Raw genomic sequence first — 23488 nt, 5'->3', positions numbered from 1 at the left:
CGGTAGCTTTTCGCGCCCGGACGGGGCGCCCCGCCGGCGGATCGTAACCTTCCGTGGACCCCACCAAGGCCTCGGAACGACGACGATTGATGATCCGCTACGCTGCGCTCTTGCTCGCCCTCCTAGCGGGCGCCCTCCACGCCCCCGCCGCCAACGTGCTGCTGGTGACCGGCGCCGGCACGCTCACCGGTGACGAGTCGGATCGCAGGCTCCAGATGCAGTCCTGGGGCCATGCCGTCACGACGATCGTCGATAGCGACTCGCAGGCGAACTTCGACGCGGCGCTCGCGAACGTCGATGCGGTCTATATCCCCGTCACGGTTCAGGAATGGGAGCTCAGCACCAAGCTCAAATCAACCACGAAGGGCGTCGTGTGCGAGGAGCGTTACATGGATGTCAACATGGGGTTCTCCACGGCGCTGGGTTGGAACAACAACTACACGCAAACCGAAGTTCTCAGCAACAGCCACCCCGTGACGTCGGGGCTTCCCACCGGGTACGTGACCATCGTCAGCTCGAGCCAACCGCTGGCGCTGATGAACGACACGATCGCGCCCGGGATGATGGTGCTCTCGAAACAGAATCTGGCTGCGGGGAACATGCTGGGCGTCATCGACGCCGGCGGCGCGTTGGCGGGGGGCGGTTACGCCGCGGGGCGGCGGGTGCGGCTGCCGTGGGGCGGCGACAGCTTCAACATTTACGCCTTGAACTCGTACGGCGCGCAGATCGGCCAACAGGCGATCGCCTGGGCCGCGACGAAGCCCGGCCCACGGCTGCACTGGAGGCTCGACGAGACGGGCGGCTCGACCGTCAACGACAGCTCGGGCAACAACTGCCACGGCGCGATCACCGGGTCGATGACCTGGGTGGACGGCCGCCGCAACGGCGGCGTCGATATCGCTTCGGGCGCGAAAGCGACCGTCAGCAGCCTGCTCGGCGAGCCGACGAGCTTCACCGTGGCGGCGTGGGTCGATTGCGACGCGGTCGGGGCCGCCGGCGGCGTCGCGCTGAGCGTCGGCGACCACATCGCGCTGGTGATGGACGAACCAACGAATGGCGGCCGACCAGCGATCGCGTTCAATCACTCCGGCAGCAGCTTCCGCTGGTCGAGCGGCGGCGCCGCGGCGGTCGGCGGCGGCTGGCGGCACTACGTCGGCGTCTTCGACGACGCGGCGAACACGCTGAAGCTCTATATCGATGGCGTGCTGGTGGCCACAACCAACACGACCGACTCGATCGACTGGGCCGCGAACATCGGCGCGACCACGGCCGTCGGGGGAACGAGCTACCCGATCGCCTCATACAACCTCGACGGCCGCGTCGATGACGTCCGCGTTTACGGCCGCGCTTTGAGTGAGTCAGAGATCGCCGAGGTCTACGGCCTGATTGCGCACTGGAAGCTTGACGAGTCGAGCGGCGCGACGGCGAACGACAGCTCGCTGGCGAACAACGACGCCACACGCACCGGCACAGTGGGTTGGACCGCGGCGAAGGACGCCAACGGGCACAGCTTCTACTACCCCGACGGTGAGGAGTACTTTACGGCGCCAACCAACACGGCCCTCAACGACGTGCAAGAGGGGGACTACACCGTGATGGCGTACTTCAAGCCCAACTCGACGCCGCCCGGTACGGGTAGCGCGAATGACTCGACCTATACGGTGGTTGCGAAGGAAGGTTGGCACTCAGGCCTCCTCTACAACAACGCCGGTGAGTTCCAGATGGACCACTGGCGTTCGGGCGATATCTGGTCGGGGGTCGGTACGGACGGCGAGGTCTATGCGCCGGGGACCTTCCACCACGTCGCGGGCGTCGTGAATCGCACGGCCGGAACCGTGAAGGTCTACGTGGATGGCGTCTTGAAGAACACCACGAACTTCACGCCCGGCGCCGCAGCGCGTGAATACGGGTCGGCCCCTTGGCGGATCGGCGTCGGCGAGCCGGGCGGTTACGACTGGGGATACCCGTGCGACGGCGTCATCGACGACGTTCGGATCTACAACCGCGCGGTGACCGACGAGGAGCTCGCCGCGTTCGCGTCGCCAGGGCTCGTCGGTCACTGGCGACTCGACGAGACGAGTGGCACGACCGCCGTCGATAGCTCGTCCACCGGCAATGACGGGACCTATACGGGCGGCGTGACGCTGAACGAGTCGGGCCCCTACCCGGGCGACGGCGCCGTGGCGGCCGACTTCGACGGCGCCGACGACGCGGTCGAAGTCCCTAACGAAAGCCTCTACGACATCACGGGCCCGATCACCGTCGCGGCGTGGTTCAAGATTGACGCCTTCGACCACCACTTCCAGACAATCATCGCGAAGGGGGACAGCGCGTGGCGTATCTCGCGCGACGCGAGCACCAACTTCCTCCACTTCGCCTGCACCGGCCTCAGCCACGTGAGCCTCTACGGCGATATCGAGGTCAACGACGGCGCCTGGCATCACGTCGCCGGCGTTTACGACGGGAGCGAGATTCGGTTGTACGTCGACGGCAGGCTCGACGTCTCGCACACCAGCACGGGATCGATCAGCACGAATGATCATCCCGTGACGATCGGCAGGAACGCCCAGGTGTCGCAGCGCAACTGGGAGGGGGGCCTGTTCGATGCCCGCGTTTACAACGTCGCCCTCTCGCACGCCGAGATCGCCGAGCTGCACGGCCTGGTGGGTCAGTGGAAGCTTGACGAGACCAGCGGCACGGTCGCGACCGACTCGTCCGGCAAGGCGCGCCACGGGACCTACCAGGGCTCGCCGACGCTCGCCGCGGCGGGGCCGGGGTCGGGGTCGCTGGCGGCTTCGTTCGACGGCGTCGATGACCGGGTGTCTCTACCGACGATCGATGACACATTCGAGAACGGCGTCACGATCGCCGGTTGGATGCGTCCGACCGCGGCGAAGAACTTCGCCAAATTGATGCAGCTGTCGATAGGGACGAGCAACGCCATCGACCTCGGCCGCCGGGGAACGTCGTCCGACCTGCGTGGGATCGTCGATCCGGGCTCCGATCACGTTCGCCCCGGTGCGCTGCACGACAACGCGTGGCGTCATTACACAATGACGATGGACCCCAGCGGCGAGATGCGCCTGTACCGCAACGGCGTGCTGCTCGGTTCGGCGACACGAGCGCCCGTGCCGATCGCGGTCCGCACCACCAACTGGATCGGCGCCAGCAGCTGGGGGTCCGACGAATTCTTCGAGGGGCAGATGCACGACGTGCGCCTCTACAACCGCCCGCTCTCCGACGACGAGGCCACGGCGCTGTACCTCGGGGCGAATGTTTACCCGAGTGTGCGGATCGTACGGTGGGAGGAGGCAGCCAATCCTTAGCAACGGGCCAGGGATTGAGGGGCCCGGCGTTAGGGAAGGTGAGGCGTGAGGCTTTGGCGGTAGCGCTTCAGCGTTTGTTCGGGCGAGTGGTTGAAGACGGCGCGGCCTTCGGTTTGCCAACAGCCCTCACGCCAGTGGAAGACGGCGGTGGCGTCGCGAAGATCGCCGACCGCCTCGACCTCTTCCATCCCGCCGCCGGGTATCGCGGCGAACGAGATCGTCACGCCCACCAGCGCCACGAGCTCACCGGTCGCCTTGTCGATCGCGACCAGCGGCGCCCCGTCGGCGAGCTCGCACCGCTTCCAGGCCAAGCCGCGGGGTTTGCCGGTCGCTTCGGCGGCGACGCGGAAGGACTCGGCGAGCTCGGCTCGGTCGCGGTGGAAGGCGGCGAGGGCGATGGCGCTCGTTCGCTGTGACTTGCGGGCGCGGCGGACGCCGAGCACCAACCAACCAAACGCCAACGCCACCAGCGCTGCCACAACCGCGATGCAGAACAGGATCCAAAACACAATCGATAGCGGCGCCGAGTCGGGCTACGGGGTGGGGACGCCCCGATTCTACCGGGCGGCGGGTTCTACCGGGCGACGGGCGCCGTCGCGGGGAGGACCCGGACGCCGCCGCCATAGCCGCTACCGACGATAGAGCCACCATCGACGATGGAGCCCCTGCCGATGATCGGGCCACTACCGGCGAATGGCGACGCTTGCGTGGGCATCGCGCCATGCGAGGGCTCGACCGAGAGGACTTCTTGGGGGGCTTCGCTCCAGAACGTCGGCGCGTCGAACCCACAATCCGCTGGCGGCGCCAGGGCGGCGGGGATGCGCTGCACCGGCTGGGCGGCGATGCCGGCCTTCATCTTCGGCCCCAGCACCAGTGGCGCGTGGTAACCCGGACCGAAGCCCATGCCGAGACACTGCGGCAGCGAGGTCGGCATGTTGTAGTAGCCGGCGCCGAGCGTGGGCGTCGCCAGGGCCGCCGCAGCGATCGCCAAGATGTAACCGCGCACTTGCAGTCCCTCCGTGCCAGTCCCTCAATGGAGGACGATAGACTCGCTCCGCCGCCTCTTGTCAGAGGATCGGCAAACGGGACGACCGTTATCGATCGACGATACCGAGAGACTCGCCGGGCGTGGTCCGGTGGCGCCGGTTATGGCGACAGCGGCAAGCTTGCCGGGATAAAACAAGCGGCGGCCGTTCCGCACGGGCTTTGCAGGCCCCTACACGGTCCGACCGCCAACAGTCGAACCGCTATCAGGCAGAACCCTTAACGCACCAAACCGATGATCAAGTCCAGGCGACTTGGAGCAGGTTCTCGACCTGTTGCACCCCGTCGATCCGGCGGACGACCTCTTGGGCCATCTGCTTCTCGAAGAAGGTGCCGACGTCGCCGTGCAGGCGGACACGGCCGTCGCCCGCCTCGATGCGGAGCCGAGCCGTAGGGGCGACGTAGGGGCTCGACGCCAGGGCGGCGGTGACGGCGTCGTGGAGCGGACAGGCCGCCTTAGCGGCCGGGTTTTGGAGAGCGACCATGTCAGAGAGACGGCGAGAGGCCAGTGGGGAGGGACGCGCCATCTTTGGGAGAGCAGCGCGGAAGCGGACTCTCGAAATATCGGTCGCTGTGGCGCGCCCGCGACACGGCGCAGCCGCCTCCCGTCGCGGATTCGCCGCCGAAACGTGCGGGTCGCACAACTCTTGCGGGGTGGAACGCCAACAGACAAGGCCGGCGGCGGCAAGACGCGCAACCGCTCGTTCAAAGGCGAGCCCCGCGACGTTAGTCCGGGGAGGGTCGTTGGCGCCCGCTGCCCTCCCCGGACTAACGTCGCGGGGCTCACCGCTCTTCGATTCGCAGAATTGGTTGTGGCTCTCAGCCCAGCCAAGGGGGCACGGTTCCCGCTTCGGGGAGCCGAACGACGCGGGCGCTGGTGATTGCCTCGATGCCACGGATCGCCTCGATGGCGGCTTCGGAGGGCTCGCCATCGACGTTGAGGACGCCGACCGCGTCGCCGCCCCGCTGGTTCCGGCCGACCGCCATCTGGGCGATGTTGACGCCGTGCTTACCCAGAACAGTGCCGATCGAACCGATAATGCCGGGCACGTCCTTGTGAGTGAAGATGATCAGGCAGCCGTCGAGGAACGCCTCGAGGCGGTAGCCGTCGATCGCCACCAGGCGGGGCATGTCGGCGCCTAGGAGCGTGGCGGTGAGCTGGTGCGAGGCCTCGCCGGTCGCCACTTCGACCGACATCGACGCCCGGAAGGCGCCCTGCTGCGCGCTCGACTCGGTGACGAACTGGATGCCGCGCTCGGTGAGCAGCGACTCGGCGTTGATGAGGTTCACCTCATCGCCCATGGCGTGCTCCAACAGGCCCACGGCGAACGCGGCGGTGAGGATCTTGGTGTCCCCCTCGGCCAAGGTGCCGCGGTAGATGATCCGGCACGAACCGACGCCGCTGGGAGTGAGGCCTTCGGCCAAGCGGCCCAAGCGGTGCGCCACGTCGATATAGCCGCGGAGCGAAGCGAGCGTCTTCGGGTCGAGAGCGGCGGCGTTGACCGCACACCGGATAGCGCCGGTCTTGAGGTAGGCGGTGAGCAGCTCGACGGCTTCGACGGCGACCTGTGTTTGCGCTTCCTCGGTGCTCGCGCCGAGGTGCGGGGTGCAGACGACGTTCGGCATGCCGAACAGCGGGCTGTCGGTGCAAGGCTCGTCGGGGTAGACGTCGAGGGCGACGCCGCCGAGCTTGCCCGACTCGAGGCCCTTCTTGAGGGCGGCCTCGTCGAAGATGCCGCCGCGGGCGCAGTTGATTAGGCGGCAGCCCGGCTTGATCTTCTCCAGCGCCGCGTCGCTGATCAGGCCGCGGGTCTCGTCGGTGAGCGGTGTGTGAACGGTCAGGTAGTCGACACGCGGCAGCATGTCCTCGACCTTTTCCACCAGCTCGATGCCGAGCGACTTCGCCATGTCGGCCGACATGAAGGGGTCGTAGCCAATGAGGTCCATCTCCATCGCTCTTGCGCGCGAGGCGACGGCCAGGCCGATGCGACCGAGGCCGACGATGCCGAGCGTCTTGCCGGCGAGCTGGGCGCCCATGAACTTCTTGCGGTCCCAGCGGCCCTCGACGAGCGACTGGTTCGCCGCCGGGATGTTGCGGCTCAGCGCGAACATCAGGGCGATGGCGTGCTCGGCGGTGCTGATCGTGTTGCCGGCCGGCGTGTTCATCACGACGATGCCGGCGCGCGTGGCGGCGGTCTTGTCGATGTTGTCGGTGCCGACGCCCGCCCGGACGACCGCCCGCAGCCGCGTGTTCCCTTCGAGCACGTCGGGCGTGAGCTTCACGCCGCTGCGGCAGATGGCGCCGTCGAACTCGTTCAGCGCGCTCTTGAGGGCGTCCCCCTTCAATCCGGTGCGGACTTCGTACGAGACCCCCTCGGCGGCGTCCAACAGCGCAAGGCCTTCGGGCGAGAGGTCGTCAAGAACGATGATGCTGGGCATGTGGGGAGGGGCGAGGGGTTAGGGACGGGGGACGAGGGAAAGCGGCATCAGGCTTCGCCTGAGTAGGACGAGCGACCGCGAACACAGGAACCCTCGTCCCTCGTCCCCCGTCCCTCGTCCCTCAGGGCGTCAGCCTTGCTGGTTCTTGAACTCGAGCATGTAGTCACGCAGGCACTCGACGCCTGCGACGGGCATCGCGTTGTAGATCGACGCCCGGGCGCCGCCAACCGAGCGGTGGCCCTTGAGGTCGCTGAGGCCGCGCTTCTTGGCGCCGCTGAGGAACGCGTCGGTCAACTCGTCCGACGGCAGGCGGAACGCGACGTTCATCAGGCTGCGACACTCGCGCCTTGCGTGGCCGATGTAGAAGTCGGGCGCCGCGTCCATCACGTCGTACAGCAGCTTGGCCTTCATCTGGTTCTGCTTGTAGACCGCGTCGAGGTCGCCGAACTCCCGCAGCAGCCATTCGGTGACGAGCTTCACGATGTAGATCGAGAACGTCGGCGCCGTGTTGTTCAGCGACTTCTCGGCGATGTGCGTGTTGTAGTTGCAGTAGATGGGCAAGTTGGGGCTGGCGTCGGCGACGAGCGCCTTATTGACGATAACGATCGTCACGCCCGCCGGCCCGGCGTTCTTCTGGGCACAGGCGTAGATCAGCCCGTACTTGGTGACGTCGAGCTTCTTGTGCATGAAGTCGCTCGACGCGTCGCAGACCAGCGGCACGCCGCCCGTGTCCGGCTCGCTGGGGAACTGAACGCCCTGGATCGTTTCGTTGCAGGTGTAGTGGACGTACGCCGCGTCCGGGTCGAGGTCCATTGCCGGCTCGCCCGCACAGAAGGGCGCCGGGAGGCGGTCGTAGTTCGAACCGGACGAGTCATAGGCGACGCGGACCGGGGCGACCTTCTTGGCCTCGGCCATCGCCTGCTTTCCCCACGAGCCGGTGAGCAGGTAGTCCGCACTCTTGCCCTTGAAGGCGCCGAGCTCGCCGATCAGGTTTGCCGCAGTCATCCAGAACTGCAGCCGCCCGCCGCCCTGGAGGAACAGTACGGCGTAATCGTCCGGGACGCCGAGCAGCTTGCGGATGTTGGCCTCGGCCGCCTCGATGATCGCTGTGAACGCGGCGCTGCGGTGGCTGATCTCGAGGATGCTGGCGCCGACGCCGGGGAGGCAGAGCATCTCGTCGCGGGCCTGCTCCAGGACCGGGACGGGGAGCACCGCCGGGCCGGCGGAGAAGTTGTAGACACGCTGATCGGCGGCGGTGGCGGTCGACATCGGCTTGGGCGTTAGGTGGGGTGGCTCGCTAGTGGGTGGACGCCTGGCGGCACTTCTGAGACCCAAAAGTTTAACGGTGGGTCGCCGGATTGACGATGGGCGGGCGGTGGAGGTTCGCTGTGGCGAAACGCCGCGGCAGTGGCGTCCTCCTGGCGAGGGATTGACGACAACGCGGCCAAACTCCGACGACTTACACCGCCGCCTCGCCTATCCCTGCGGGCCGAAGCCGCATAGTTTCATACGCATAGCTCTCTCGCGCCCGCGCACCCTAGCCAACGAGTCCATCCCCACCCGTGTACGCCCGCTTCATCGACTGGTTTCGCCCCCTCGCTGGACGTGGCGTAATCTCGGGGGATCACTTGACGATCCTGCTCGCTGGCGTCGTGGGTTTGGCCGCCGGCGTGGGAGCGGCCTTTTTTGGGACGCTGATCGAGTTTTTCACCGACCACACCTTCGGCTTGGCGGCCGAGTCGCGGCTCGACCCGGCTACCAGCTGGTGGCTCTGGACGCTGGTGATCGTTCTCAGCCCGCCAATCGGCATGCTGGTGGTGGCGTGGGTGACGCGGACCTTCGCCCCCGAGGCGATGGGCCTGGGGGTGCCCGAGGTCATCGCCGCGGTGGCCCGGCACGACGGCGTCATCCGGCCTCGGGCCGCGGTCGTCAAAATCCTCGCGAGCGGCATCTCGATCGGCATGGGCGGCTCCGTCGGGCGTGAAGGGCCCATCGTTCAGATCGGCTCCGCCGTCGGCAGCGCAGCCGGCCAGCTGATGCGGCTCTCGGCGAAGAACATCAAGGTGCTCGTCGCGGCCGGCGCCGCCGCAGGCATCAGCGCGACGTTCAACGCGCCGCTCGCCGGGGTGATCTTCGCCAGCGAGATCATCCTCGGCTCGTTCGCCGTCGAGTCGCTGACGCCGATCGTGCTCGCCAGCGTCCTCGCCGACGTCGTGCAGCAGCATATCGGCGAGCACCGCTTCGACCCCGCGTTCAAGGACCTCGAGTTCCAATTCGCCGGCGCCTGGGTGGAACTGCCGAGCTACCTGCTCTTGGGCCTCGTCGCGGGCGTCGCCGCGGCGGGCTTTATCAAGGTGCTCTACGGCCTCCAGGACGTCACCGAACGCTGGATTCCCGACTGGCGCAAGCGCGCGCTTGCGCTCGGGGCGATCGTCGGGCTCGTCGGCGCCTTCTATCCCGTGCCGCCTCCGGCGGCGTCGGAGGACTCGCAAACCGCGTCGCTGATGCACTTGCCGCCGATCATGGGCGTCGGCTACCCGGTCGTCGATCACGCGCTGCACCTGACAATCGAGGGGCACGAGAAGCCCTCGTCGAAGAAGGAGTTCGAGTTCTTCAGCGGTATGTTCCGCATGGCGCCCGAACGGGCGGTCGTCGTGCCGCAGGACCGACTGTGGAACGAGTTGCTGTGGTTGGCGCCGTTGGTGCTGTTGAAGCCCGTCATGACGGGCCTGACGATCGCCGGCGGGGGCTCGGGGGGCGTCTTTGCGCCGTCGCTGTTCCTCGGCGCCACGCTCGGCGGGACGTTCGGTTTGCTGGTGAACCTCGTGATGCCGGCCTACTCCCACGCGCCGGGCGTGTACGCGATTGTCGGCATGGCGGCCGTCGTCGCCGGCGCCACCCACGGGGTGCTCTCGGCGATCCTGATCGTTTACGAGATGACCGACCAGTACGAGATCATCCTGCCGATCATGGCGGCCGCCGGCGTGTCGAGCGTCGTCACGAAGATGCTTGAAACCGACAGCATCTACTACAAGAAGCTCAGCCGCCGCGGCGAATTCATCTCGCGCGGGCACGACCTGCACAACCTCGACCACGTGATGGTCCGCGACGTGATGGTCCGCCACTTCCCGACGCTCCGGCCCGGGGACAACGCCGCGCAAATCATCAAGATCGCGCGCGAAAACCCGGCGATCGAGAGCCTGCCGGTGCTCGGCGCCGACGGCAAATTGATTGGCATCATCCGTGCCGAGGACCTGCACCGCGTCCTCGACAGCGACCTGACGCCCGCGCTGGTGAACGCCGAAGACATCGCTCTCCGCGCGCCGCTGTCGGTGTTGCCGTCGGCAAACCTGATCGAGGCGATGCGTGACTTCGGCGCCCGCGACGTGGAGACGCTTCCCGTCGAAGTCGGCGTCGGCGAGAGCCGGCGCCTCGTGGGGCTTCTGCTGCGAGCCGACGTGATGCGTCGCTATCGGCAAGAGATGCTCAAGCGGCATTGATCCAACAGCAACACTCGCCGAGCCTTGCCGGCGTTACACCTCGGCGCCAACAAAGGGAGGCTCTTCGTCTTCCATCTCCGCCAGCGCGTTGGCGGCGGCGCGTTGCTCGGCTTCCTTCTTCGTCTTCCCCCAGGCCGGGGTGTACCGCTTGCCGCCAACCTGCACGGCGACTTGGAACGCCTTGCTGTGGTCGGGGCCCTTCTCGTCGAGCAGGCAGTAGTTGGGCGTCGTTCCCTCTTCGCGTTGCACAAGCTGCTGAAGGAGTGACTTGTGGTTCTCGCCGCCGACGCCCTCGGCGGCCGCGTGCTCGATCTCTCGGAGCGTCAGCGGCATGACGAACTCGGCGGCCGCGTCGCGCCCGCCGTCGAGGTAGATCGCCGCGACGAGCGACTCGAACACGTCCGCCATGACGCTAGGCGGCACCGTGGGCGAAGTCGTCATCCCCTTGCCGAGGATCAAGAACGGCTGCAAGCCGAGGCGCTTGCTGAGCTTCGCACAGGTCATCCGGCTGACGACAACGCTCTTGACCTTGGTGAGGTCCCCTTCGAGAAAGTGCGGGAACCGCTCGTAGAGCTGCTCGCAGACGATGGCGCCGAGGATCGCGTCGCCGAGGAACTCCATCCGCTCGTTCGATCCCAGCCGGTGGTCGGCGCCCGAGGCGTGCGTCAGGGCCGACTCCAACAGGGCCCGGTCGCGGAATCGGTAGCCCAATGCCGCCTCACAGGCGTCAAAGTCCACGACATCGGGGGTCAGTTCTTCGGACACAGGGCGAGGGAACGCAGTGGAAAACGGCGGCCAATGGGGCAGGCTAGCTGGCGGGGGTGGGGGCGGTCAATCCGCGCCGCACAGAGAAGGAAAGCCGGCGAGAGCACTGCCCAGGCGGCGGCGCAGCTTTTACAGTGACGGCTCGCCCGAACCGCTCCGCCTGCCCCGGCCGCCCTGTGTCCTCGTCCGCCTCCACGTTGAACACGCTCTACCTGCCCGAGTTGAGGGAGATGATCGCCACGGACGACGACGCGTCGCTCCGTGAGTTCGTCGATGCGCTGATGCCGGCCCGTGTGGCGGAGTTCATGGAGGGGCTCGACGCCGTCGAGTCGTGGCGGGTGCTCCAAGTGGCCGACCCCGAACGGCGGGTCGAGGTCTTCGGCTACTTCGAGCCCGAGAAGCAGACCGCCCTTGTCCATGCCCTCGTCGGCGCGGGCGACGCCGACGCCATCAGCGGGCTGGTGGCGGACCTGCCGGCGGACGACCGGGTGGACCTCCTCCGCGACGTGGACGACCACGTCGTCGAAGAGTTGATCCCGCTGCTGCCGCCCGACGACCGCCGCGAGACGCTGCGGCTGCGGGGCTTCCCGGAGGGGACGGCCGGCTCGGTGATGACAACGGAGATGGTCTGCCTCCCCGAACACCTGTCGGTCGCCGAGGCGCTCACCGAGATCAGCAAGCAGGCCCAAGAGGTCGAGACCGTTTACTACACCTACGTGGTGGACGACGACCGGCGTCTCCTGGGGCTGCTCTCCGCGCGGCAGCTGGTGACCCACTACCTGAACCCCAACCAGTTGATCAGCGAGCTGATGCAGCGCGACGTGGTCACGGTCCTGGCGATGGACGACCAAGAGGCCGTCGCCGAGAAGGTCGCCGACTACGACTTCCTGGCGATCCCCGTCGTTGATGAGAACCGCCGCCTGCTGGGCATCGTCACGCACGACGACATCATCGACGTTTTTCGGGAAGAGGCGACCGAGGACGCCCTGCTCGCCGCCGGTGTGGCGCCGCTCGAGAACGGCTACCTCAAGACGCACTGGTTCACGCTCGCCTACAGCCGGGGGATCTGGCTGGGGGTGATGTTCTTCGCTGCGCTGCTCACAGCCTACGCCCTGCTGCGGTACGAAGAGGGCTTCGACAAGGTCTGGTGGCTGGTCCTCTTCATCCCGCTGGTGATTTCGAGCGGCGGCAACTCCGGCAGCCAATCGGCGACCCTCGTCATCCGCGGCCTCAACGACGGCGAAGTGAGGCTCGAAGACTGGCGCCGCGTGCTGTGGCGAGAACTGGCGATGGGGCTCTTCCTGGGCGCCGGCCTCGCGATCGTCGGCTACGGCAGCGCCCTCCTGCTCACACGCCAAGCGCCCGAGCCACACCTCTCGCCGACCTCGTACGAGATGGTGGTCGTGCCCGTAACGATCCTGTTGGTGGTCGTCTGCGGCACCCTCTGCGGCGGCGCGCTGCCGCTGCTGTTCCAGAAGCTAGGGCTCGACCCGGCACTGATGAGCAACCCATTCGTCGCGGGCATCATCGACATCGCCGGGATCGTCATCTACATGACCGTGGCGACCGCGATGATCGCAGGGATGTGAGGCGAGCCGGGAGCGTCAGAGACCGGAGGAAAGCGGGTACCAAGCACACTCCGGTCGCTGACGCTCCCGGCTCGCCAGTTATCCCTCAGCCCCTCGTCCCTAACCCCTCGTCCCAGCGGCGTAAGCCGCTCAGACATCCAGCACCGGGTGCCCTACATACATCTGCAGGACTTGGCTCTGCACTTTGATCGCGCGGATCAAGACCCAGACCTGCTCAGGCGAGAACTCTTTCGGGTCCGAAGACGCCAGTTCCTCGAGCTCGCCGGTCATCGCGGCGTGCTGGTCGGTCGCAAGTTGGAGCTGGAGCCCCACCTGGCGCCATGCCGATTGGAGGTTGCGCGAGTCGGTAAGTTGGTCGATGTCGCGTTGCGTGTTAGTCAACAGCAAGCAGAGCCGGGCGACATCCTGAGGAGTCGCTTCGGGCTGGAGCTGTTGGATACGCTCGGCCAATTCGTGGCAGGTCATAGCAGCGGGGCCAAGCGGCCGGGCTCGTCATTCGTGGCGGCTTGCCACTCGGGATTCGGTTGACCCCCAAACGTAGCTCGGTCGTCCTGCCTCACGCTGTGACAGTTTTCACAATGACGGCTTAGGACGCCCCCACGGGTCCGATTGTGCCGACGAGGCCAGTCGCCCGACCCCCGCTTGCGGATTCGCGCGAGAATCCGCATCAATTGGCTTCAATTCGTCCACCTATCGGACCGAACCGCCTCGATCACGCAATGGTCTTACGGCACAAGCGGTATCGCTGCCGGCTCAGGGCGAATCTCGATAGAATTGCAATACGAACAAGTTCCTTCCCTTCAACCCAACCGATCCCGTGGCATTCCTCGGCGTCAATATCGATCACGTCGCCACCGTCCGCGAGGCCCGTCGCACGACGGAGCCCGACCCCGTCACGGCGGCCGCCCTGGCGGTGCTTGGCGGCGCCGATGGCATCACGATCCACCTCCGCGAAGATCGCCGGCACATCCAGGACCGCGATCTGGAAGTCCTGATGAGGACCGCGTCCGCGCCGGTAAACCTGGAGTGTGCGGTCACGGACGAGATGATTGAGATCGCCTGCCGTGCCCAGCCGCGCCAGGTGACGCTGGTCCCCGAACGCCGTGAAGAAGTGACCACCGAGGGGGGCCTCGACGTGGTTGGCAACCGTGACCGCGTCGACGCCGCCTTGAGGCGTTTGGCTCAGGCGGGCATTCTCGTCAGTCTGTTCGTCGACGCCGATCCCGCGCAGGTCGAGACGTCGGCGACTTTCTTGGGCGGGGTCAATGGCGTTGAACTGCACACCGGACCCTATGCCCATGCCTTCGCCGACGCTGGAGGATTACGCGGCGCCGCCGTCGGACAGCTCGACCGCCTCGCCCGCGCCGGCGAGATCGCCCGCAACGCGGGCCTCCTCCTCCACGCCGGCCACGGGCTCAACTACCTGAACGTCCAGCCCGTCGCCGCCCTGCCCGAAATGCGCGACCTCAACATCGGCCACAGCATCGTGTCACGCGCCGTGTTCACCGGCATCGAACCCGCCGTGCGGGAGATGAAGCGGCTGATCGTCGATGCTAGTCGGTGATTTAGTCCATCCCCTTCCGAAACTACTGCCACCGCTGGGGTCACTGTTGAGGGCCCAATCCGCTAAGATTGGGGGCACAAGCAAACCGCCCCACGAAATCTCGACAACAAGCAGCGGCTGTGAGTCTCGACATCGGCACGATCCTCCGCGGTTGGGACTTCGATCCCGATGGCGTGACAGTGCGAACTATTCAAGGCGACGACGGACGTGAGAAGGTCCAGCTGCGCCTCGATCTGGGCGTCATGCAGATGGAGCTAGACGGCCGGCCCGACGGCGAGCGGGTCGAGGGCTACCCCTCTTGGTTCGACCTCCACATGGCTCGTCAGCAAGAGCACGACGCCGCCAACCCCGACGGCGCCCCGTACCAGCTCCAGTCGGAGGACTGTGCACTGCTGCTCCGTGAGGGAGTCCAGTACTACCACCGCTACGTGACCTTCTGGGCATTGGAGCGCTACGAGCTGTGCGCACGGGACACCGAGCGCAACATGCGGCTGATCCTCTTCGTCCGCGAGCACGCCCGGCTCGAACGCGACAAGCTGCAGTTCGATCAGTGGCGGCCCTACGTGGCGATGATGCACGCCCGGTCGGTGGCGACGCCGCTGATCGCCTCCGGGGCCCTAGATGCGGGCTTGGCTTCGATCGACAAGGGGATCGAGCGGATTGAGCGGTTCCTAGCCGACTACGGCCGCCAGGAGCAGGCCGACCAGGTCAACGAGCTGAGCTTTCTTAAGCGGTGGCGCCGCGAAGTGGCCGAGAGCGGTAAGCGGACGCTCCCCCGGCCTGAGGACTACGAGCCGGACGACCCCGTCGATCAACTCCGGGCCCGGCTCGCTGACGCGGTCGCGGCGGAGCGTTACGAAGAAGCAGCCAATCTCCGTGACGAACTGAGCCGACTTGAGAATCCGCCCCCGCCGACTGGGTAAAATGTGGCGATGCCCGAAACACTTTCCGTCGCCGCTGCCGCCGACAAGCTCGTCGCCACCATACACAAGTTCGGCTCGTGCGCCGTCGCGTTCTCGGCGGGCGTCGATAGCACGGTAGTCGCCAAGGCGGCGCAATTAGCCCTCAGTGAGAAAGCGATCGCGGTCATCGGCGTCGGCGCGGCGCTGCCCGCGGGCGAACTCGACGAAGCCCGGGCTATCGCCGCGCAGATCGGGATCCGTCTCGTGGAACGGGCGACGCTCGAAATCGAGAACGCCGACTATCAAGCGAACGCCCCCGACCGCTGCTTCCACTGTAAGACCGAGCTCTACACGCACGTCCGCCAAGCCGCCGACGAGCTGTCGCTCGCAACGATCCTCAACGGCGCCAACGCCGACGACACCGGCGACCACCGCCCCGGTATGCGCGCCGCGGAGGATTATGCGGTACGTAGCCCGCTACTCGAATGCGGTTTTGGCAAACAGGAAGTGCGTGACCTCGCTAAGTACTGGGGCCTGCCCGTCTGGGACAAGCCCGCCGCGCCCTGCCTCGCCAGCCGCATCGCCTATGGCCAGCAAGTGACGCCCGAACGTCTGGCGATGGTCGACGCCGCCGAACGCCGCCTCAGAGACCTCGGCCTGCGCGAGCTGCGCGTGCGTTACCACGAGGGCGACCTCGCCCGTCTCGAGGTCCCCGCCGACGCGATCCCGCTGCTCGCCAGCGACGAGGTCCGCAAGTCGCTCGTCCACGACCTCCGCAAGCTTGGCTTCAAGCGTGTGACGCTCGACCTCGCCGGCTTCGAGTCGGGCAACCTCAATACGTTGGTGCCGGTCGAGGCTCTCTCGATTCGCCGGTCGTAGTTGCGGCGGATTATGGTGGGAGGGCTTTTCACACCGGTTGGCTATCTTACCCCGCGGCTCATCATGATCTCCTCTCGCTTCCTAGCTGCTGCAGCCCTCCTCTTGTTCGCCGCCGCCGACGTGGCGGCACAAGAGACAACCGATAAGCCCTGGCGACAGCTCTTCAACGGCCGTGACCTCGATGGCTGGGTCGTCAAACTCCACGGCCACGATCTCGGCGACAACTACCGCGACACGTTCCGCGTCGCCGACGGCATGATCCAGGTGCGTTACGACAAGTACGACGCCGGCGATTTCGGCGACCGCTTCGGGCACCTGTTCTACGACGAGCCCTTCTCGCACTACCACCTCGCGGTCGAGTACCGGTTTGTCGGCGACCTGTTCCCCTCAGCGCCCGACTACGCCCGCCTCAACAGCGGCGTGATGCTGCACGCCCAAGACCCGCGCAGCATCCTCCGCGGCCAGGACTGGCCGATCAGCGTCGAGCTCCAGTTCCTCGCGAGTGAGGGTGACGGCCGCCCCCGCGCGACAGGCAACGTCTGCACGCCCGGCACGCACGTCACTTACGAAGGCTCCCAGCGCGACGACCACATCCTGCCCTCCACCGGCCCGACCTTCGCCCCGAATGAATGGGTCCGCGCCGAGGCGATCGTCCGAGGCGACCACATCACGCATCTCATCAATGGCGAGAAGGTGCTCGAGTACACGAAGCCCGTCATCGGCGGCGGCGTCGTGTCGGGCTACGCCCCCGGCGAGTTCGTCGAAGGCAAACCGCTCACCTCGGGCTACATCGCGCTGCAAGCCGAGGGGAACGGCGTTGATTTTCGGAAGGTGGAGCTGCGGGAGTTGCAGACGACAGAGTAGTCGGAGAATCTCTAACCACAGAGCCACTGAGGGCACGGAAGACGCACAGAGACAACTCCTCAGTGCCTTCCTCAGTGCCTTCCTCCGTGTCCTTTGTGGCTCCGTGGTTAAAATATGGGAGGCGTCTCCAGACGCCGATTACGGTGTCCAAGCCGTATACGGTATGGTGCGCGTAATCGGCGTCTGGAGACGCCTCCCACATTTTCATGAGAGCGCAATGACGAAGTCACTGACCAGTCGCGCTAACACCTCGCGCGTCACTGTCGCGTCAATTGGTTCACGCATCGCACCGCGCGGTTTGCGGTAGCGCCGCAGAGACAGCGCGCCGCCTGTCCGCACAAGCAGCTCGTAGTACGCGCTCGACTCGTTGTCCTGCTGTGGCGTGGTGCTGCGCAACTGGACGACGGCGAGTTCGCGGTCGATTTCGACTGGCGTCAGCGCTTCGAGCAGGTAGGTGACGCGTTGCGTCAGCTTCTCGGCGACGGCGCGGACGCGTTCAACCGTGGCGTCTTTGAGTCGCGGTGTTTCGAGTCGCAACTCGGTGAAGGCGACCGCTAGGCCATCCGCGTGAGAGACGCCGAGCGACAAGCGTTCTTCACCATCCGCAGCGGTAGCCGTGCCACCTCTTGGCGTTGCGTCGATCGCTGTCAGTAGTTGTTCAGCTAAGCCACTCATAAACGCATCAGTTGCCTTTCCCGTGTCCGAGAAGGTCTTCGAGGCTCGGCGACGAGTCCTCGGCCTCCCCCTTCTCGATCTCAAATTCTTTGCCGTCGAACGACAGCACCGCGTGGGCGCCTTCGAGCGCCGTCGCGATGTGGACGGGCCGCTTCCACAGCAGGTTCAGGTTGCGGAGTGTGTCCTGGGCTTCACGAGTGTCGAGTTCGACGCCCGTGTAGCGGTGCTCCAGGTATAGCTCGCCGCGGTTGCGGTAGTTGCCATCGACAACATCGATGATCGGCCGGCCCGCGTTGGTGAGGCTCGCTAGCAGCTGGGCCTTCACCTTCGGGAACGCCCGGCTCTCGATCTCGTACTGCTCGGCCGACTCATTCCAGCCGAACTTGAAGAGCCGCTGCTCGCGTACGAAGTCGAGCGTCAGGAAAGTGTCGATGAACGTCAGGTCGTTGTGCGTGCGGCGCACTTCAAAAATCTTATCGCGGCCTAGTCCGGCGTGCGTGTTCCACTCGCGGCGTTCCCGGGCGTCGTCGCAGTCGTCAAAGTCTTTGCCGAAGGCGCCGCGGTTCCAGCGGTCTTCGATGTCGCGGAAGAGCTCGATGCCGAGCTTGTAGGGGTTCAACCGATCGGGCGACGAGGCCATCGTCCCCGAGTGGTGGTCGCAGTAGCAGATGAAGTCGGCGGGCGAGAGGCCGTGGCGGGTCATGATCGTTGAGTGCCAGTAGCTGGCCCAACCCTCGTTCATGATCTTCGTTTGGCCCTGCGGCGCGAAGTAGTAGGCCTCTTCGCGGAGGATCGACAGCACGTCGTGCTGCCACGCCATCAGCGGCGCCTGCTCCAGCAGGAACAGCAGCACGTCTCGCTCGGGCCGTTCGGGCACACGGCGCGGGCCTTCCGGCTCCTCCTGCGCTTGCTCACCGCCGCGCGGGTTGATGAACGAGTCCATATAACTCTTCGCCGCGAAGCGCTGGGCGGGCTTCTTCCGCTTCTCTTCCTTCTCGGGATCGAAGTCGTACCGGCAGCACTCTTCGCGGCGTTTGATGTGCGGCGAGTGGATGTCGATCAGGTTGTCGAGGCTGCTGCACGCGTCGATGAACTCCTCGACGGGCTCGACGCCGAACTCGTCCATGTACCGGCGGATGCGGCTGCCGTGGTTCGCCGTCTCGTCCATCATCTTACGGTTGGTCTTGGCGAACCAGGCATTGCACTTGAAGAAGTCGCAGTGCCCGTAGACGTGCGCCATCACCAGCCGCTGATCGACCGGCATATTGCTCCGCATCAGGTACGCGTAGCAGGGGTCGTTGTTGATGACCAGCTCGTAGATCTTGCCGAGGCCGTAGTTGTATTGCTTCGAGAGCTGGTCGTACTCCATCCCGAACCGCCAGTGCGGGTAGCGCGTCGGGAAGCCCCCCTTGGCGGCGATCTCGTTGAGCCGGTCGGCGTCCACGAGCTCGAACAGCGTCGGAAAGAAGTCGAGCCCATACGAGCGCGCAATCCCCTCGATCTCCACCTGAATGGCGGCAAGGTCGGGCGGCAGCGGGGCTAGCTCGTGGAGGGGCATTTTTGTTTAACCGCCAAGACGCCAGGAGCGCCAAGGATCGCCAGGGAAGGATTCACCGCGTTCGCGGAGGACGCGGAGCTTTCAGCCTTTGTCTTCTCGTAGTCGATAGTCACCTAGATGATGAACACGCCAAGATTGCGAGTTTGAATAGCTCTATTACATCGTTTTGAGTAGCGACAATCTGAACATGAGAAACCGACGACTCTGGATCATCCGCAAAGCGAAGCGCAAGCCTGCGCTTCTCGCCGACCATTTCGTATTCAAACCATTCGTCTCGCTAGTCATCGGTTCCGTGGAGTCCTGAAACGATCACTTCAAGGTCCCAGTCATTTTTTGCTCCTGCGATGAATGCGAGTAGCTCAACAAAACCTGGAAGCTTGTCCTTTATAATCCAACCTTGCGTCATGCTGGGTTCATCGCTTTGAAGCATTCGAATGGATGATTGCCTGATACTTTGTTCCTTCGTTCCTTTGTGGTTAATCTTCCTGGCGATCCCTGGCGCTCCTGGTGTCTTGGCGGTTCATCGTCCCTTCCCCAAGAACGTCTTGATCGCTGCGTAGATCGCTTCGCGGTCTTCGATCTCGCAGCACACCAGGTTCTCGTGTTGTGAGCCGAACTTGGCTTCGATCTGGCCGAGCAGTTCGCCGCTGCCGTAGGGGCTTTCGACTTGGCCGTAGGCGAACTGGTTGACGTGCGGCAGGATGCGCTCGCCGAGCAATTCGAAGGCTTGGTTGTTGTCTTCACCCCAGTTATCGCCGTCGGAGAACTGGAAGACGTAAAGGTTCCACTCGGCCGGCGGCAGTTGCTGGGCGATCAGCTCGGCGCAGACGCGGTAGGCGCTGCTGACGCGGGTGCCGCCGCTCTCGCGGGTGTGGTAGAAGGCGTGCTCATCGACCTCCTTGGCGACCGCGTCGTGGATGATGTAGCGGCGTTCGAGGCCCGTGTACTGCGACTTGAGCCACGTGTCGATCCAGAACGCGGCGTTGCGGACCAGCGATTTTTGTTCGTCGGTCATCGAGCCGGAAACGTCCATGATGTAGACGGCCGCGGCGTTCACCAATGGCTCATCGACGGTCGTCCACGAGCGGTAACGCTTGTCGCTCTTGACGGGGATGATCGCCGGCCGATCGGGCGAGTAGCCGCCGGTCGAGATCTCGCGCTGCAGGGCCTTGAGATAAGTCCGTTTGTTGTGCCGTAGCGACTCGGGGCCGGTCGAACGGACCGAGTTGTACTTCGACTTCTGCGCCTCGATCGTCGCCTTGCCGCGCGGCTCGATGTGCGGCAGCTCGAGCTCCTCGCCCATCAGCGCCGCCAGCTCTTCCAGCGTGACATCGACTTCGGTGTAGTGCTCGGCGCCAGCGTCGCCGCCGGCGCCCCCTTCACCCGACTGGCCCTTCCCCTTGCCGACCGCGTCCCCCTTCTCGCCCCGCCCCTGCCCGACGCCGCCGTTACCGTTATCGCCAAACCGAAACCGCGGTGTGTTCAGCGAAGGAACCGGGATCGAAACGACACCCTTCCCCTTGCGCCCGAGCATCTCGCCGTGGGCGACGTACTTCTTCAAGTTCTCGCGCACCTTCCCCTTCACAATCTGCCTGAAGCGTCGTACGTCTCTGTCAATCGGTAGCGACATGGGGGGCGTTTAGTTTGGAAGGAGATAGGGGGATGTTGGTGATAGGGGGGATCGCAAGCGGGTGGTTTGCGGGCTGTGGGCTTGGCTTTCTTCGATGGCAATGCCGTTCTAGGGGACTGTTGGGGATAAGTGGGCAGTCGCTTTGCGACTGCTTATGTGTCCCCCTTTTGCTGAATCGGTTGATTCGCTATGCCGTTCGAGCATGCCGATAGCGTCGCTCTCTCGTCCGCTTGCGATCCCCCCTATCACCAACATCCCACTCATCTCCTTCAAATCAATCGACTAAGAGTCTCGCTTTGCGTCGCCACGGGCGAAGATGCTGGCGACGTAATGCAGGACGTCGGTAGCGGACTCCTCGTCGTAGCCGTAGTTCTTGATCAGGCGGGCCTTCACCACGTCGATTTTCTGCTGCGTGTCGGCGTCGACGACATTCGACACGAGGCTCGTCAGCTTGATCGAATCTTTCTGGTCCTCGAAGAGCTTGAGCTCGAGCGCTTTGTGCAGGCGTTCGTTTGACTTGTAGTCAAACCGCTTGCCGTCGATCATCAGCGCGCCGATGTAGTTCATGATCTCGCGGCGGAAGTCGTCCTTGCGGCTGTCGGGGATGTCGATCTTCTCCTCGACGCTCCGCATCAGCCGCTCGTCGGGCTCTTCGTACGAGCCCGTGAAGGCGTTCTTGACCTTCTCACGCTGCGTATACGCCTTGACGTTGTCGATGTAATTGCCGCAGAGGCGCATCAGGGCCTCCTCGTCGGCGGCGATCGCGCGTTGGACCTCGTTCTTCACGATGTTCTCGTACTCCTCTTTGACGACGCCCAAGAGGTCACGGTATTCCTGCTTCTGCTCCTCGTCGTTGATGAGGGAGTGGTGCTTGAGGCCCGCCTCGAGTTCGTTGAGCACCATGAAGGGGTTCACGCTCCGCGCGTCGGGATGGGCCACCAGGGCGTTGGACAGCTTGTCCTGCACATACCGCGGCGAGATGCCGACCATCCCCTCGGTGGTGGAATGCTCGCGCAGTTCGTTGATGTTCTCCTCGGTGAACCCGGGGAGAGTCTTGCCGTTGTAGAGCTTCATCTTCTGTAAGCGGCTCAGACCCGCGTGCTTCGGCTCTTCGAGGCGTGTGAGGACTGCCCACATGGCGGCCATCTCGACCGTGTGCGGTGCGATGTGTTTGCCGCGCACGGTGTTGTTGTTGTAGTCCTTGTCGTAGATCTTGATCTCGTCGGCGAGCGTGGTGACGTACGGCACGTCGATCTTGACGGTCCGGTCTCGCAGCGCCTCCATGAACTCGTTGTTCTGTAGACGGCGGTACTCGGGCTCGTTGGTGTGGCCGAGGATCACCTCGTCGATGTCGGTCTGGGCGAACTTCTTCGGCTTGATGCGGTGCTCCTGGCTCGCGCCCAACAGGTCGTAGAGGAAGGCCACGTCGAGCTTGAGCACCTCGACGAATTCGATCAGGCCGCGGTTGGCGACGTTGAATTCGCCGTCGAAGTTGAACGCGCGCGGATCGCTGTCCGAGCCGAATTCGGCGATCTTGCGGTAGTTGATGTCGCCGGTGAGTTCGGTGGCGTCTTGATTCTTCTCGTCTTTGGGCTGGAAGGTGCCGATGCCGACGCGGTCCTTCTCGCTGAGGATGACGCGCTTGACGCGGACATCCTGCGTGACGCGGGTCCAGTCGCCGTCGTACTTCTTCAGGCGCTGCTGATAGATGAACCGGCAGAAAGGATCGAGCTCGCCCTCGATACGCACGCGGTGGTCGTCATCCCCCGCGCGGCCTTCATTGAGGCGTGCTTCGACATCCGCGCGGAAACGCTGCGGGATGAGGTGCAGCGGCTCTTCGTTCATCGGGCACCAGTGCACGAGGTCCGGGTTGTCCGGCTCCTTCTCGTCGGCCCAGCCCAGCGTATAGAGCGCGCCCTCGTCGGTGGTGCTGTAGCGTTCGAGGCCCTTCTTGAGCAAGCGCGCGATGGTGCTCTTCGAACTGCCGACCGGCCCATGCAGCAACAGCACGCGGCGTTCGATGCCGTAGCCCTTCGCGGCGCTCTTCAATGCGTTGACGAGTTGGACGAGCGTGCCGCCGAGGCCGAAGACCGCGTCCTTGCCGCCGCCGTCGGGGTCGTCGAAGAAGTTGTAGTGCGTGACCGACTCACGGCCGACACGCATCTTCTCGACGCCGTACGAGAGGATCATGTCGTACAGCCGCTGGTACGCCGTGCGCGTCACCTCGGGGTGGGCTTGGACGATGTCGAGGTACTCTTCGAACGTTCCGACCCAGTTCTTGCGACGGAACTGGTCGCGGTCCTGGCGATCCGACACCAGACGAATAATTTCGCTTCCGTTGGCCATGTGAGGGCTACCTGCTCCGTGAGTGCTACGTGACTCGCCGAAGGCTAGGCCCTTTACATTCCCTGCAAGGGTGAACCCGACCAACGCATGAGAGAGGGAGAAGGCGCCTGCGCGCCGCGGCCCGAGAGAGGGGCCGCAAACTCCCCCCAGATAGCCGAGGGGCTCACCGTGCGGGATTGGCAAAGAGCGGAGGGCGGCGAGTGGCGGGAGAAGGGGGCGGGCGTCCTGCCGGCTGGCAATGCCGAAGCAACTCCTGCGTGCCCCTTCCTTACCCTAGTATCACTCGCGTTCCGACAAGGCAGCAAGAGAAATGTGACGGGATAAGCCGGTTAAGCCCCCGCTGCCGGGTGGACAGTTCGTCCCCAGCACGTAGAAACCGCCAAGAAGACCCCACCCATCCGAGCGGG

The 23488-nt window shown here is 65.2% G+C and carries 18 protein-coding genes; 7 read left to right on the top strand and 11 right to left on the bottom strand.

Going from position 1 to position 23488, the window contains the following annotated elements:
- Positions 1 to 89 precede the first annotated feature (89 nt).
- On the top strand, positions 90 to 3326 hold the full coding sequence (locus tag Spa11_RS08660) for a LamG domain-containing protein (protein ID WP_145110828.1): 3237 nt from the start codon (positions 90 to 92) through the stop codon (positions 3324 to 3326).
- 29 nt (positions 3327 to 3355) lie between these two features.
- Here Spa11_RS08660 and Spa11_RS08655 read toward each other — a convergent pair whose 3' ends face one another.
- The 5 genes from Spa11_RS08655 to serC all read right to left on the bottom strand — a co-directional run bounded on the left by Spa11_RS08655 (position 3356) and on the right by serC (position 8078).
- A complete protein-coding gene (locus tag Spa11_RS08655; protein WP_145110825.1) occupies positions 3356 to 3835 on the bottom strand; it encodes a hypothetical protein in 480 nt (159 codons plus the stop codon).
- Between the two features lie 65 nt (positions 3836 to 3900).
- On the bottom strand, positions 3901 to 4332 hold the full coding sequence (locus tag Spa11_RS08650) for a hypothetical protein (RefSeq protein ID WP_145110822.1): 432 nt from the start codon (positions 4330 to 4332) through the stop codon (positions 3901 to 3903).
- Between the two features lie 277 nt (positions 4333 to 4609).
- Positions 4610 to 4855: a BON domain-containing protein gene (locus Spa11_RS08645; RefSeq protein ID WP_145110819.1), complete on the bottom strand. Its 246-nt coding sequence runs from the start codon at positions 4853 to 4855 to the stop codon at positions 4610 to 4612.
- 334 nt (positions 4856 to 5189) lie between these two features.
- Complete coding sequence (gene serA, locus Spa11_RS08640) at positions 5190 to 6809, bottom strand: phosphoglycerate dehydrogenase (RefSeq protein WP_145110816.1); 1620 nt, start codon at positions 6807 to 6809, stop codon at positions 5190 to 5192.
- 129 nt (positions 6810 to 6938) lie between these two features.
- Complete coding sequence (gene serC, locus Spa11_RS08635) at positions 6939 to 8078, bottom strand: 3-phosphoserine/phosphohydroxythreonine transaminase (protein ID WP_145110813.1); 1140 nt, start codon at positions 8076 to 8078, stop codon at positions 6939 to 6941.
- A 293-nt stretch (positions 8079 to 8371) separates the two neighbouring features.
- Here serC and Spa11_RS08630 point away from each other — a divergent pair, with 293 nt between their 5' ends.
- On the top strand, positions 8372 to 10309 hold the full coding sequence (locus Spa11_RS08630; protein WP_145110808.1) for a chloride channel protein: 1938 nt from the start codon (positions 8372 to 8374) through the stop codon (positions 10307 to 10309).
- 33 nt (positions 10310 to 10342) lie between these two features.
- On the opposite strand, the gene rnc is transcribed toward Spa11_RS08630, so the two are convergent.
- Positions 10343 to 11074, bottom strand: a complete 732-nt coding sequence (rnc, locus tag Spa11_RS08625) for a ribonuclease III (protein WP_145110805.1) — start codon at positions 11072 to 11074, stop codon at positions 10343 to 10345.
- A 176-nt stretch (positions 11075 to 11250) separates the two neighbouring features.
- Here rnc and mgtE point away from each other — a divergent pair, with 176 nt between their 5' ends.
- Positions 11251 to 12663, top strand: a complete 1413-nt coding sequence (gene mgtE / locus Spa11_RS08620; protein ID WP_315851347.1) for a magnesium transporter — start codon at positions 11251 to 11253, stop codon at positions 12661 to 12663.
- 129 nt (positions 12664 to 12792) lie between these two features.
- Here mgtE and Spa11_RS08615 read toward each other — a convergent pair whose 3' ends face one another.
- The gene (locus Spa11_RS08615) at positions 12793 to 13128 is read right to left on the bottom strand and encodes a hypothetical protein (RefSeq protein ID WP_145110802.1); all 336 of its coding nucleotides are present in this window, start codon (positions 13126 to 13128) and stop codon (positions 12793 to 12795) included.
- A 352-nt stretch (positions 13129 to 13480) separates the two neighbouring features.
- Between Spa11_RS08615 and Spa11_RS08610 the strand changes: the two genes are divergently transcribed.
- The 4 genes from Spa11_RS08610 to Spa11_RS08595 all read left to right on the top strand — a co-directional run bounded on the left by Spa11_RS08610 (position 13481) and on the right by Spa11_RS08595 (position 16872).
- Positions 13481 to 14227, top strand: a complete 747-nt coding sequence (locus Spa11_RS08610) for a pyridoxine 5'-phosphate synthase (protein WP_145110799.1) — start codon at positions 13481 to 13483, stop codon at positions 14225 to 14227.
- Between the two features lie 119 nt (positions 14228 to 14346).
- Positions 14347 to 15150 (top strand): UvrB/UvrC motif-containing protein, encoded by an 804-nt coding sequence (locus tag Spa11_RS08605; RefSeq protein ID WP_145110796.1) that lies wholly within the window; start codon positions 14347 to 14349, stop codon positions 15148 to 15150.
- A gap of 9 nt (positions 15151 to 15159) precedes the next feature.
- Positions 15160 to 16008, top strand: a complete 849-nt coding sequence (larE, locus tag Spa11_RS08600) for an ATP-dependent sacrificial sulfur transferase LarE (RefSeq protein WP_145110793.1) — start codon at positions 15160 to 15162, stop codon at positions 16006 to 16008.
- 63 nt (positions 16009 to 16071) lie between these two features.
- Positions 16072 to 16872 carry a 3-keto-disaccharide hydrolase gene (locus Spa11_RS08595; RefSeq protein WP_145110790.1) on the top strand — a complete coding sequence of 267 codons (801 nt, stop codon included), beginning with the start codon at positions 16072 to 16074 and terminating at the stop codon, positions 16870 to 16872.
- Positions 16873 to 17076: 204 nt separating this feature from the next.
- Here the strand turns inward: Spa11_RS08595 and Spa11_RS08590 are convergent, their stop codons facing one another.
- From Spa11_RS08590 to Spa11_RS08575, 4 genes are all read right to left on the bottom strand, one after another.
- Positions 17077 to 17547, bottom strand: coding sequence for a hypothetical protein (locus Spa11_RS08590; RefSeq protein ID WP_145110787.1), 471 nt, complete (start codon positions 17545 to 17547; stop codon positions 17077 to 17079).
- 7 nt (positions 17548 to 17554) lie between these two features.
- Complete coding sequence (locus tag Spa11_RS08585) at positions 17555 to 19105, bottom strand: SpoVR family protein (RefSeq protein WP_145110784.1); 1551 nt, start codon at positions 19103 to 19105, stop codon at positions 17555 to 17557.
- 520 nt (positions 19106 to 19625) lie between these two features.
- On the bottom strand, positions 19626 to 20735 hold the full coding sequence (locus Spa11_RS08580; RefSeq protein WP_145110781.1) for a DUF444 family protein: 1110 nt from the start codon (positions 20733 to 20735) through the stop codon (positions 19626 to 19628).
- A gap of 282 nt (positions 20736 to 21017) precedes the next feature.
- Entirely contained in the window at positions 21018 to 23081 is a 2064-nt protein-coding gene (locus Spa11_RS08575; RefSeq protein WP_145110778.1) for a PrkA family serine protein kinase, read from the bottom strand.
- Between the last annotated feature and the right edge of the window lie 407 nt (positions 23082 to 23488).

This window comes from Botrimarina mediterranea, from assembly GCF_007753265.1.
GTDB lineage: Bacteria > Planctomycetota > Planctomycetia > Pirellulales > Lacipirellulaceae > Botrimarina > Botrimarina mediterranea.
This window is presented reverse-complemented; position numbering and strand designations above follow the sequence as displayed.